The sequence below is a fragment of the Caballeronia sp. SBC1 genome, from assembly GCF_011493005.1.
Classification (GTDB): domain Bacteria; phylum Pseudomonadota; class Gammaproteobacteria; order Burkholderiales; family Burkholderiaceae; genus Caballeronia.
In genome coordinates, this window is record NZ_CP049157.1 from 522,822 (window position 1) to 535,691 (window position 12,870).

Genomic DNA, 12,870 nt, shown 5'->3' on the forward strand with positions numbered 1-12,870 from the left:
GGCAGCGGCTGAACAGTCGCCGGGACGCTTCCAGTGGTGAGGACGTGGAGCACTAACCCGTGCGTTCCACGTCAAAACGGCGGCGCAGCACCGCGTCGAGCCGTGCTGTCAATCAGGCGAACTGAAGCGCTTGGTCAGATCCGTGCTCGCGCAGCACGGCAACAAAAAAACGCATGACGCGCCCTTGTGACGTTGCAGCTGCGCCAAGCGCTTAGGGAATGTTGTTTCGCCTAAGCACCGAGAACGTATCGATCCAGTCCTTCAGCCAGCGCTGCAAACGCGACCTTACAACTCGGGTTGTCGCGCAAGTCTTCATGCATGGCAAGCCAGGTATCCAGTCGAAGCGATATCTTTCCAGGGAAAAGACGGATCAGATCAGCGTCGCGACGAGCAAGCCCCACCTGACACATTCCAATACCAAAGCCCGCCCGCAACATCGCAAGCGAAGCGAGGTCGCTGTCCGTGCGTAACGCCATTATTTCCCGGCGCATCTCCGGTAGCTGAGGCTTCATGCTGCGAATAAAGGCGGTTTCCTTATCAAAGCCTATCAACGCATGGTTAGCAATGTCGTCGATATTCGCCGGCTTGCCGCGACGCTCCAGATAACGTTTGTGCGCGTAAAGCCCAAGCTCAATATTGCCAATCCGGCGCGCAATCAATACCCCTTGGCTTGGCCTCTGCATCCGCACTGCTATGTCCGCTTCGCGCTGCAGCAAGTCTTCCATGCGGTTGGACGGCACCAGTTCAATGACCAGCTCAGGGTAAGCGACATGCAGCGCGGTGATGATAGGGGGGAGCACTTCCACGCTAATGACGTCGCTGGCAGTGATGCGGATGGTTCCGCGGACTCCCACGCCCTGACTCGACGCGGCCCGCAATAGCGCGGCGCTGTTCGATTCCAGCGCTTCGGCAAACGGCTTCAGTGCCAACGCTTCCTGCGTAGGGCTAAGGCCCTGCTGCGTGCGGATAAAGAGCGCATAACCCATGGCCAGTTCGAGCGCATCCACATGACGCCCTACGGTAGGCTGCGTCAGCCCTAACGCACGCGCCGCCCCCGAGAGCGAACCCTCGCGCATGACGCCAAGGAAAGTCCGGTAGAGATCCCAACTCGGTTCATTCTCAGTCATACAAAAATGTATATCAGTTCTATTACTATCGATAATTTCATTTAATCGCCGCTTGCGCAAGAATAATCATCATTCCAGGAGGGGGCAGAGATGACAGACACTCGCATGGCATTGGTTCTGGGGGCCACCGGCAGTATCGGCGGTGAAGTGGCGCGGCAACTTGCTGCCCGTGGCTGGAAGGTGCGCGCGTTGCATCGTGATCCCACTACGTTGACCGATCGCGATGATCGATTCGAATGGATCAAGGGCGACGCGATGAATCAACAGGATGTGATGGCAGCCGCGAAGGGTGCGCAGATCATTCTCCACGCGGTCAACCCACCGGGATACCGCAACTGGGCCGGACTCGTGCTCCCTATGATCGACAACACGATTGCTGCGGCGCGCGCTTCGGGCGCGAGAATCGTGTTGCCCGGCACCGTCTATAACTACGGCCCGAACGCGTTCCCTGTACTACGCGAATCGTCGGCTCAAGAACCGCTGACGCATAAGGGTGCGATCCGCGTCGAACTGGAGCGCCGCCTGCAGGCGGCAAGCGCGGACGGCATACGATGTCTTGTCGTCCGGGCAGGCGATTTTTTCGGACCTGGCAGTAGCGCAAATAGCTGGTTTTCAGGGGGCCTCGTCAAACCGGGCAAACCCGTTCGCGCCATGTTCTATCCGGGCAAGGCAGGTATCGGACATCAGTGGGCTTATTTGCCCGATGTAGCGCAAACCATGGTGCGCCTGATCGAACAGGAACATCGGCTACCCGTCTTCGCGACCTTTCACATGCGCGGTCATTGGGACACCGACGGCACACGGATGATCGGTGCAATCAAACGCTCGGTCGGCGAGCCGGGAGTCAAGGTGCGTGCTTTCCCTTGGTGGGTGCTTCCGCTAATGTCGCCATTCTCCGAGCTATTCCGTGAGATGCGCGAGATGCGATATTTGTGGAAAGAGCCCATACGCATGGAGAATGCTTCGCTGCTGGCCATGCTGGGTGAGGAGCCGCATACGCCGTGGGACGAGGCGGTCAAGACTACGCTGACTTCACTGCAATGCATCTAAGCGTCTTGTGATCGGCCAGGGATTATTGGCGACCCGCGCGCGAAGTTTGTGCTGTTTCAGACTGCGGTATGGATCAATGATCACGATCTGGACATGCTCGAACTCTTCACGTTATGGAACGCGCTTGTCGTGCAATAGGGTTCGCGAACCTGAGGCCGTCATAACCGGTACAACTCGTTAGCGTTGTCGTGAAACAGCGCCAGCCGCTCGGACGGTTTCAAGTCTGCGACGATCGACTTGAAGCCGTCGAACAGCGTATTCAACTTCACCACCACGCTGTCCACGGGAAAATTGCTCGCGAACATACATCGTTCAACGCCAAAGATTTCGATCGCGTCCCGCACTATCGGACGATTACGCTCGACACTCCAACGCACGTCTCGCTCGCCGATTCCGGATATCTTGAGCCTCACGTTCGCGCATGCAGCAAGCAGTGCAAGCGCGGTCCGCCACGCTTGCAAGCCCTCGACGCTCCGGTCCGCAGGCAGCCCCGTATGGTTCACAATGATCGTCACGCCTGGGAAATCCCGCGCGAGTTCCACCGCTTCGGTGAAGTGCCACCAAGGCGTCTGAAGTTCGAACATGAGGCCGCTGGCAGCGAGTAGCGCATACCCCGTGCGCCATCGTTCGCAACGCATCGACCCGGGCGCGGCGAACGTCGCCGTATGCTCGCTGCGCGCCACCGCTGTGGGCTTGTGCCGCACGCTCCGCACGAGTGGCATCGATTGATACTCGTGCAGCACCTCAGCTACGTCGGCACGGTCGAGCCAGACCTGACCCGCCATCGCATTCGGAAAACCACAGCGCGCGTTCAGCGTGGTTGCCCAGCGCGCTTCGCCAAGCGGATCGCGCGGGGTCCACTCGCCTTCCATCATGACCGTCTTCACTACGTGGTGCGGCGCGGCCAGCGCGAAATAATCTTCCGGCAGGAAGTCGCGGCAGATCGCTTCGTAGTCGCCGTATCGAAACGGAATGCGCGGCAGATCGCACAGCCACGGATGATAGTTTCGCTGCAGGTCCCAGAAGTGATGATGCGCATCGACAATCGGCAAGTCGGCGTTGTCGCCGCTTTGCAGAAAGCGCTCGCGCATCACATCAATGGGCGTGGGCATTTTCATCAGCCCATGCGCGCAAGCGCCATTTGCGTGACGATATCGAACGCCTTCTGCGTCGCGCCTACGTCCGCGCTGCCCTTGCCGTGGATATCGAAAGCCGTGCCGTGTGCCGGGGTCGCGATCGGCACCGGCAGGCCGCCATGCACCGTGACGCCGCGCCAGAAGCCCATCAGCTTCATCGCTATCTGGCCCTGGTCGTGGTACATGGTGACAACGCCGTCGAACGCTTTCTGGTCCCGGGCACGCACAAAGATTGTGTCTGCCGGGAACGGTCCTTGAGCATCAAACCCCAGCTTGCGCGCTTCATCTACGGCCGGCGCGATCACGTCGATCTCCTCGCGGCCGAACGCGCCATTGTCGCCGTTATGCGGATTGAAGCCGCACACTGCAATACGCGGCGCCGGGTTGCCCGCACGCTTGAGACCGTCGTGAATCAGCCGCACCGCGTTAATGATCCGCTCAGCCGAAAGCTTCGCGCTCACGTCCTTCAGCGCTATGTGCGACGTCACGCGCGAAGTCCACAGTTCGTCTAGCACGTTGAACTCACAGAACGCGCCGGTGTAACCCAGCTGCTGCGCGAACCATTCCATCTCGTCGCCCGTCTGCATGCCCGCCATGTGCAGCGAGGTCTTGTTCACCGGCGCAAACAACATGCCCTGCGTGCGGTTCGCTTTCGTTAGCGTCAATGCCTGCTTGAATGCTTCGAGGCTATAACGGCCTCCGCGTTCAGTAGAGACGGCGCGTTCGTATGGGGTGTCGTCGGGCAGACGAAAGTCAATCAGAGACGGGGTACCCGTCCCCGTTGCGGCGGCCTGTTCGTTGTCGACGACGGTGTAGTCGAAGCGCTGCCCCGCGATCTCCATGCCCGTCTCGAGCTCACGCCGATCGCCCAGAATAAGCAGGTCGGCCCGCGCCCGGTTCTCAGGTTTGGCGAGCAGACGCGCGATGAGTTCTGGGCCGATTCCGGCCGGGTCGCCAAGCAATACTGCAATTCGAGGTGTCATGCGTTTCACCGTATGTTCAATGAGTGCGGCGCAGATCAATAGCGATCGAGCCGATGATATAAACCAGCGCACAAGCGCTGTAGAACTGCAGGACGATGTCGAACGAACCCGTCCGCTGCAGGATGAAGCCGGTGATCAGCGGAATGGAAATACCGCCTACACTCCCCGCGCAATTCATCAATGCGCCCAGCAGACCAACCCGCCGGGGACTGGCGAGCAGCGATGGCAAGCTCCAGTAGAGACTACCCCACATCAGGAAAAACGCCGCCACGCACAGCACCACGACTGCCTCCAGTGCCGACGAGATAGAAGGCAACGCGGCAAGCACGCCGAGCGTTGTCAGACCCGACAGCGCGATCATGCCTTTCACTACTTTGCCACGCGTCCAGCCGCGGGTACACAGCGCGTCGCAGAGAAAGCCGCCCGAGAGCGAGCCCAGCGCGCCGGACAGGAAGATGAAGAACGTCGACGTTCCAATCTGCTGAAGACTCAGCCCGCGCGCCTGCGCGAGATAGCTCGGTCCCCATGTGAGCAGGCCGAAGAAGATCATCGCCCAGCTCAACCGTCCGACGCACATGGCCACCGCCGAGCGTACCGGAAACGGCAGTTCATCGGCGGCGCTAAACGCGACCTTTGCAAGGGGAACAGCACCGCCGCTGATGTGCTCGAGTTCGGTCGCGTTCACACCGGGATGCTTCGCCGGATCGTCGCGAAGATAGTGCCACGCAAGCCAGCCGCAACCGATTGTCACCAGCCCCGCTGCGATGAACGCCATGCGCCACGAGCCGAATACGAGAATCAGGTTCGAGATCGCGAGGCCGCCAATGGCTGCGCCGAGCGGCGAGCCGGCATCCATCAGCACCGCGCCGCGTGCCCGTTCATGCCTAGAGAGCCACAACGCGTTGAGCTTACTGCCGGCCGGGAAAAGCGGCGCTTCAGCGGCGCCCAGTCCGACCCGCAGCAGCAGCATTGAGAGCCCGCCTGACGCTACCCCGAGCAGGGTCTGGAACACACCCCACAGCAAGGTGGCGGCCGCCACCACGCGACGCGGCCCGAAGCGGTCGATGAGCCAACCGCCGGGAATCTGCAGCAGCGCATACGACCAGAAGAAACTGGAGAGGATCAGCCCTTGCATGGCCGGCGAAAGCGCGAACTCCTTCGCGATAGTCGGCATGGCGATGGACAACGATATCCGATCCACCAGGTTGATCAGCGTGATGAGGAACACCACGCCGAAGATGCGCCAGCGCACGCTGGTCGCCCTCTCTGCCTGCGCCATCGCACGTGGTGGATCACGCGCTTCGATACGGCTTTGCATGGTTGTCTCCGGGTCTTATGGTGGCTTCGCTCAAGGCGTTTAGGCCAGTTCAGGCGTCATTCGATGATGTTGAAGTCGTCGAGATACTTGTCGCTCAGGGTAATGCCGAGTCCCGGCGTCTCGTCGGAGAGTTGCAGGAAACCGTTCTCCGGTTGCGGCTCTCCCTCGAAGATGTAGTAGAACAATTCGTTGCCTACTTCAACGTCGAACACCGGGAAGAACTCGGACATGGGGCTCGCCGTGCTCGACATGGTCAGGTGATAGTTATGCATCTGTCCCGCGTGCGGGATCACGGGCACCGACCATGCTTCAGCCATTGCGTTGATCTTGCGCGCGGCCGTGATACCGCCCACGCGATTGGTGTCGTACTGAATCACGTCTACCGCTCGGCGTTCGAGCAGGTCCTTGAAACCATAGCTCGTGAATTCGTGTTCGCCACCGGACACAGGAATGATGTTCATCTTCTTCAGTTCCTGATACCCCTCGACGTCGTCGCCAATCACCGGCTCTTCGATCCAGCGCGGGTTGAATTCAGCCAGACGCGGCAACATGCGGCGCGCGTATTCAAGCGTCCAGCCCATGTAGCATTCGACCATGATGTCAATGTCGTCACCGGCCAGCTCGCGCAGCAGCCGCACTTGCTCCAGGTTCTTCGCCATGCCTCTCGGCCCATCCTTCGGACCGTAGCCGAAGCGCATCTTCATCGCGGTGAAACCCTGGTCGAGATAACCTTGCGCTTCGGCCAGGAACACGTCGCGGTCGTCGTTGTTATAAAGCTTCGACGCGTAACACCAGATCTTTTCCTTCGTGCGCCCGCCTAGCAGCTTGAACACCGGCTTGTTCACCGCTTTGCCCATGATGTCCCACAATGCAATATCCACTGCAGAGATGGCGGCCATGCCGATCCCCTTGCGACCCCACGCGTGAGTGCGGCGGTACATCTTCTGCCAGATGTATTCGTTGTCGAACGGGTCCTCGCCAATGGCGATCGGAGCAAGATAGTCATCGACGATCTGCTTGGCAATACGTGGTGCGAGCGCGCAGTTGCCAATGCCAACGGTGCCGTCGTCGCACTCCACTTCGACCACGAGCCAGCCGTGAAAGCGGAACGATCCCATTGCATCACCACGCTCATAGAGAATGTCCACGGCGTTGGTGCAGAAGTGCGCTTGCGGCGGCACGACCTTACCTTTCCATTCAAAGACGCGCGTGCGGATATGCTTGATTTTCATGGTCTGACTCTCCTCGAAGAAGGTAATTGCTGGAGCGGCTCGGCTGTTTATTGCCAAGCGGCGCTGCGGACTCGATTGAACCGGTGGACTGTGCCGAAGCGGACTCGAACGCGAGCAACAAGGCCGCCCCAATTCGCCAGGAGACCGCGAGCGGGAGCATCCCCACTTCCGGCGATCCGACCCTGCGCTCAGCCAGTCCCTTCAGGTTCGGGGCAACGAAGCTGCCCGGCTTGCCAATCGCGCTGTAGAGCGCCCTATCGCGCGTAGCGATCATTGATTTGTCTCCTGCATTTTTTTGCACACGGCTCGTTTGTGGCTCGTTCGTGGCTCGTTTGTGGCCCGTTACGTCGAGGGTTTTTGTGCGTGCCGTTGAATGCCCGTAGTGTGCGAAACTATGCGATAACTGACTATTGAATTAATCGCATCGCTCTATTCCCTGGAGTTATCGCTCGCATGATCGCGCCCGCATCAACCCTCCGCAAACGCTTGCGCCTGCGCCACCTGCAACTGATGGTGGCGCTCTCGGAAACCGAATCGCTGCGCCGCGCCGCAGACGAACTCGCGATGACCCAGCCCGCCGCGACCAAGGCGTTGCAGGAGCTGGAGGACACCATTGGCGTGTCGCTCTTTGTGCGGCACGCGCGCGGCATGGACCCGACCATCTTCGGCGAAGCGGTCATGCGTTATGCACGCGTGGTGTTTGAAGACCTCGACGAACTGCGCGAGGAACTCGCCGCGATCGAGGCCGGCGATATCGGCAAGGTGCGCATTGGCGCCGTAATGGCACCCGCGCCCGAACTTCTGACGCACGCCATTGTGTCGTTGAAAGAAGCGCATCCGCGCTTGCAGATCTCCGTGCAAATTGATACCAGCGACGTACTCGTGCAGGCATTGCAGCAAGACCAGCTTGATATTGTGATCGGGCGGATTCCCGATGGTTTTCCCGCGCTCGACCTGAGTTTCGAGACCTTGTCAGAGGAGGCTTTATCGATTGTCGCCCGGCCGGATCATCCTGCCGCGAAGGCCACGGCGCGGCCCAAGCTTGCGGAGCTGGCGCAGTATCCGTGGATCGTGCAGCCGCATCCGAGCCCGATGCGGCAGATTATCGACCAGACCTTTCGCGAGTCGCGTGTGGCGCCGCCCATCAGTACGGTGGAGACCTCTTCGATCCTCACCACGCTTTCGCTCTTGCGCGACTCGGACATGCTGGCGGTGTTGCCGAGTTCGGTCGCCGCGTACTACGTTGCGCTGAAAACCATGACCTCGCTGCCAACACCTTTGCGTGGAAGGCTCGCACCGTATGGGCTGATTCTTCGTAAGAACCGCCGGATCAGGCCGGCGACTCAACTCGTGATCGATGTGATCCGGGGTGGCGCAGCAGTTGCTCAGTGACCAAGGCGGTCCGCCAGCTTAAGCTCGTGATGGGTTTCATCATCGTGATTGGCGCCTTTATCCAGCGCTATATCCGGGCGCATGAAGAACGTCATCACAATGCCGATAGCAAGCAGTCCGACTGAACCGGCGAATGGCAACGTCCAGTTTCCCGTGTGATCCACCACGAAGCCAAATACGATCGGCGAGAAAATGCCCGCTATTGCGGATCCTGCATTCACCAGGCCGCTCGCAATGCCGACATGCTTGGGCGTAATGTCCATCGGCACGGCCCAGATGGGTCCAATCGTCATCTCCAGGAAGAAGAACGACAGGCTCATGGACGCAGCCATGACCGGGAGCGACTTCACGAACAGCACCGGTGCAAGGAACACGAGTGCACCAAGAAACGCGCCGATGATGACGTTACGCCGCGCCGCCACCACGTTGCCCGTGCGTTTCAATATGCGATCGCTCAGCACGCCGCCCGCCGTATTGCCGACCACCCCCGAGAGGAATACGCCCGCTGAAAAGAGCGCGGAGCTTTTCAGGTCGAGGCCACGGCCATGCATGAAAAACGTTGGTAGCCATGTAAAGAACAACCAGCCGGTCCAGCCGTAGCAGAAGTAGACAATCATGGTGGGGCCGATGCGCTTGAGCAGCCTCCGCCACGGAACCGGCTCGTGAGTTTTTTCAACTACAACCTTGCCTTCGGGCGGCAAGCCGAGTGCTTCTTCTGCGGTCATGTGCCGATGTTTGCGCGGGTTATCGGTGAAATACCATGCATAGGCGCATACCCAGATTGCGGTCAGCGCACCGACCAGGATGAACGACGCGCGCCACGATGCGAACGCCACAAGCAGCGCGATAAGCGGCGGCGTCAGTGCGTTGCCAAGGCGCGAGAACGAGTGCGTGAGACCTTGCACGAACCCACGCTTCTCAGCTGGGAACCAGTTCGTCAACGCACGCGCTTGCGCCGGCAGCGCGGCGCCCTCGCCGACGCCTAACAACATCCGTGCGCAGAACAACGTGACGACGCCGCCTGCGAAACCGGTAGCGACAGTAGCGACGATCCAGATGGACGCGCAGATGATGAGGGTGGTTTTCGCACCGAAGCGATCGCTTAGCCAGCCGCCGATGACCTGGCAGATCGCGTAGGTGTAGGCGAAGGCGGCGAAGACGAGGCCGACGTTGGTGTTGGTCAGATGCAGGTCATCGCGAATCAGGCCGGCAGCCGCCGAGAGATTCACGCGATCCAGATACATGATGAACGACATCGCACACATGAGCGCGAGGATTGACCGGCTGACTTTGGGTCGATGGAACATTTGTCTCCTCTTCCTTCTGGGTTGCGCCTTCGGGCGCTTCTTATGTGAGGTACTCTGGCTTCGTGTACTTGCCGAAGCAGTTGGAGACAGAGTCTGTTCAATCCAGCGATACCCGTCTAGTGAAAATATCTGATGTGGCGATTCCTTTTGCTTATAGGGCGTACGGTATTCGCTCGCGCTGGGGGACGGGGTTGGTCGGGTTGGCGGTTTTGGGTTGGTGGTCGGGGTGCTAGGTTCTAGCGTTAGCGGTCGGAGTCTATGCCGGGTTGCCAGGTTCCAAAGTTGGCGGTCGGAGTCTATGCCGGGTTGCTGCTTTCGGTGTTAGCGGTCTGCCTAGATTAGCTAATTTCTTTATCGCTATTAGCCACTGTGCGTGGCGGCACGTCATTTCTTTGTCCAAAGCGACAAAGAAACGAAGCAAAGAAAACGCTTTCAAACCACGCTACCCTAAGTGTCCACAGCGTGCAGTTTCTATTCATAGGTGCCCCAAAAGCACGGTGCTCGCCAGAGCCACCGATGTGTGAACCCCTCCTTCTCGCGAATCCTGACACGAACACGCTTCGCCCCGAACGCTCTCGGGCAAGCACCAGTGCCAAGGAACCTGCACGGCCTCACGCGCATTCATCGCCGCGGTTCTTCGTAAGTTAGCTGCGTGGTTAGCAATGTTACGTTCGGTGGTTACGGCCTCATGCATTTTTGCGATCTTGTTCGAAGGCGGGTTGCCTGCGAGGTCCGTTACGCATAACTATCGGAGGATGGTTATTCCCGGATAGCGCGGGGTGCCCCATGGGCAGGTTCAGTCACTGGTGGCGAAGCGTGTGGGTATCCGTGTTCGGAGAAAGAGGGGTTCACACATCCGTGGCTCTGGCGAGCACCGTGCTTTTGGGGCACCTATGAATAGAAACTGCACGCTGTGGACACTTAGTACTACAGCCGTAGATTTTTTACTATACTAATAGTATTTAGGATAACTACCAGATAAAGCTATGCACTCGACTGCAAGAACGTGGGAGCACGAGTTGGAGGCGCTGCACCATCGACTAGGAGAACTGTTCAGGCGCCCCGAGCCCCGACAGCGGTCACTCGCGTACCTGAAGGGCCTGCTGGGCACGGTCGAGCGCAAGAACGGCTGGCAACTCGCCGAGTGGATCGGTGAATCGACACCCGACGGCGTGCAGCACCTGTTGGAGCGGGCACAGTGGGATGCGGATGCCGCGCGCGATGTACTGCGGGAGTATGTTGTTGAACAACTGGGCGAACGTGACGCGGTGCTGATCGTGGATGAGACCGGTTTCGTCAAGAAGGGGCTCCACTCGGCCGGGGTGCAACGCCAGTACAGTGGCACTGCAGGCCGCATCGAGAATAGCCAGATCGGCGTGTTCCTCTGCTATGCCGGTTGTGGCGGCAGCGCGTTTATCGACCGCGAACTGTATGTGCCCAAGGCGTGGACCGATGACCGTGTGCGCTGCGAGGCAGCGGGCATTCCCGAGTCGGTGGAGTTTGCAACGAAGCCGCAACTCGCGCGCAGTATGCTTGAACGTACGCTGGATGCAGGTGTGCCGTGCGGCTGGGTCACGGGTGATGAAGTCTATGGCGGCGACCGTCAACTGAGGCTCTGGCTGGAGTCGCGCGGCCAGTCCTTCGTGCTGGCCGTCGCGAAGAACGAACCTCTATGGTGGCAGGGTCCCGACTACGTACGGGCCGACCAGATCGCCGAAGCCCTGCCGGCACGGGCGTGGCGACGCCTGTCAGCAGGTGCCGGCGCCAAAGGCGAGCGCCTGTATGACTGGGCGCTCACCCCGCTGTGGCGTCTGCAGATCAACACAGAAGAGCGCCGCTTCGGGCATTACCTGCTGGTGCGGCGCAGCCTGGACGAGCAACGCGAGCATGCGTATTACGTCGTATACGCCCCGCGCAGCAAAGCCACGCGGCAAATCCTGGTCAACGTAGCGGGCCGCAGGTGGGAAATCGAAATCGGCTTCGAAGCAACCAAAGGCGAATGCGGGCTCGATCAATATGAGGTACGCCGATGGCAGGGCTGGTATCGCCACATCACACTGGCCTTGTTGGCCCATGCCGTGCTTGTCACCCTGCGGGTGCGCGACAAAAAAAACACCTGAAGGTTTGGTACCGCTCAGTGTGCAGGAGATCCGCCGACTGCTTTGCCGCCTCCTATGGCGCGGCGCTCACTCCATCGAGTACGTGTTGTCATGGTCGATATGGCGTCGCAGGCATCAATACCGCGCCCTGCAGTGCCATTACCGGCGCCGAGGCTGCGTACCGCCAGTTTCCTTATATCTACGGCTGTAGTATTAGAGACGGTTTCAAAAAGACATGAAGGGGCTGTTAACTTCATGGACATGCTGTTAACCTTGGTCGTCATGACAACGAGGTCAAGGGGATGGACAAGCCAATCATTGACGACGAATTGTGGAAACGAATCGAACCCTTACTGCCACAGCCGAAGCCTCGACGCGAGAAGTACCCGGGTCGCAAACCGGTACCCGATCGCGCAGCATTGAGCGGCATTTTGTTTGTGTTGCGCACCGGACTGCGTTGGCGCGATCTACCCGCCGAAATGGGTTGCGGCTCTGGGGTGACCTGTTGGCGCCGCTTGCGAGACTGGCAAGAAGCAGGCGTGTGGGATCGACTGCACGAACTGCTGCTTGCCGAGTTACGTGCAGTCGACCAAATCGACTTCTCACGCGTGATTCTCGATTCGTCTTCCGTGCGGGCTATCGGGGCGGGCCAAAAACTGGGCCGAACCCCGTAGATCGTGGGCGACCAGGCTCCAAGCACCATGTCGCTACCGACGCAAATGGGGTGCCACTCTCGATCATCTTGACCGGTGCCAATCGCAATGACATCACACAATTGTTGCCGCTCATTGACGCGATTCCACCCATCCGAGGCATTCGCGGTCGCCCTTTGAAAAAGCCTCAAGTCGTCTACGCCGATCGCGGATACGACTCCGGCGTACACCGGCAGAAATTGCGCGATCGGGGTATCAAACCCGTTCTTGCGAAGCGCCGCTCCGAGCATGGCAGTGGCCTCGGAAAATATCGATGGGTAGTTGAACGGACTCATGCATGGTTCCATAATTTCCATCGTCTTCGAGTGCGCTATGAACGACTTGCCAAGATCCATGAAGCCTTCCTGAAGTTCGCCGCTTGCCTCATCTGTTGGAGCGCCCTCAAGCGATCTGTTCAGCCTTTTTGAAACCGCCTCTTAGGGTAGAGCGGTTAAAAGCGCTTTCTTTGCTTCGTTTCTTTGTCGCTTTGGACAAAGAAATGACGTGCTGCCACGCACAGTGGCTAATAGTGAT

General features: G+C 59.5%; 9 protein-coding genes and 2 pseudogenes. 4 read left to right on the plus strand and 7 right to left on the minus strand.

The window, feature by feature from the left end; translation table 11 throughout:
• Positions 1-230 precede the first annotated feature (230 nt).
• A complete protein-coding gene (locus SBC1_RS20345; protein ID WP_165097582.1) occupies positions 231-1,127 on the minus strand; it encodes a LysR family transcriptional regulator in 897 nt (298 codons plus the stop codon).
• A 90-nt stretch (positions 1,128-1,217) separates the two neighbouring features.
• Between SBC1_RS20345 and SBC1_RS20350 the strand changes: the two genes are divergently transcribed.
• Positions 1,218-2,177, plus strand: coding sequence for an SDR family oxidoreductase (locus SBC1_RS20350; protein WP_165097580.1), 960 nt, complete (start codon positions 1,218-1,220; stop codon positions 2,175-2,177).
• A gap of 158 nt (positions 2,178-2,335) precedes the next feature.
• Here SBC1_RS20350 and SBC1_RS20355 read toward each other — a convergent pair whose 3' ends face one another.
• The 5 genes from SBC1_RS20355 to SBC1_RS20375 are packed head-to-tail and all read right to left on the minus strand — an operon-like array spanning position 2,336 to position 7,120.
• Entirely contained in the window at positions 2,336-3,289 is a 954-nt protein-coding gene (locus SBC1_RS20355; protein WP_241202141.1) for an amidohydrolase, read from the minus strand.
• A 5-nt stretch (positions 3,290-3,294) separates the two neighbouring features.
• Entirely contained in the window at positions 3,295-4,296 is a 1,002-nt protein-coding gene (locus tag SBC1_RS20360) for a 4-hydroxythreonine-4-phosphate dehydrogenase PdxA (protein WP_165097550.1), read from the minus strand.
• Positions 4,297-4,312: 16 nt separating this feature from the next.
• Entirely contained in the window at positions 4,313-5,614 is a 1,302-nt protein-coding gene (locus tag SBC1_RS20365) for an MFS transporter (protein WP_165097524.1), read from the minus strand.
• Between the two features lie 56 nt (positions 5,615-5,670).
• Positions 5,671-6,846: an L-rhamnonate dehydratase gene (locus tag SBC1_RS20370; RefSeq protein WP_165097512.1), complete on the minus strand. Its 1,176-nt coding sequence runs from the start codon at positions 6,844-6,846 to the stop codon at positions 5,671-5,673.
• Positions 6,812-7,120 (minus strand): hypothetical protein, encoded by a 309-nt coding sequence (locus SBC1_RS20375; protein ID WP_165097509.1) that lies wholly within the window; start codon positions 7,118-7,120, stop codon positions 6,812-6,814. Before SBC1_RS20375 ends, SBC1_RS20370 begins: the two co-directional genes overlap by 35 nt.
• Positions 7,121-7,299: 179 nt before the next feature.
• Here SBC1_RS20375 and SBC1_RS20380 point away from each other — a divergent pair, with 179 nt between their 5' ends.
• The gene (locus SBC1_RS20380; protein ID WP_165097506.1) at positions 7,300-8,238 is read left to right on the plus strand and encodes a LysR family transcriptional regulator; all 939 of its coding nucleotides are present in this window, start codon (positions 7,300-7,302) and stop codon (positions 8,236-8,238) included.
• On the opposite strand, the gene SBC1_RS20385 is transcribed toward SBC1_RS20380, so the two are convergent.
• Positions 8,232-9,545, minus strand: coding sequence for an MFS transporter (locus SBC1_RS20385; protein ID WP_165097503.1), 1,314 nt, complete (start codon positions 9,543-9,545; stop codon positions 8,232-8,234). The two genes, SBC1_RS20380 and SBC1_RS20385, sit on opposite strands and share 7 nt — an antisense overlap.
• 986 nt (positions 9,546-10,531) lie before the next feature.
• On the opposite strand from SBC1_RS20385, the pseudogene SBC1_RS20390 reads away from it, so the two are divergent.
• Together SBC1_RS20390 and SBC1_RS20395 are read left to right on the plus strand one after the other, a co-directional pair.
• Positions 10,532-11,855, plus strand: a pseudogene (locus tag SBC1_RS20390) (IS701 family transposase).
• Between the two features lie 91 nt (positions 11,856-11,946).
• Positions 11,947-12,764 (plus strand): annotated as a pseudogene (locus tag SBC1_RS20395) (IS5 family transposase).
• The last annotated feature ends 106 nt before the right edge of the window (positions 12,765-12,870 follow it).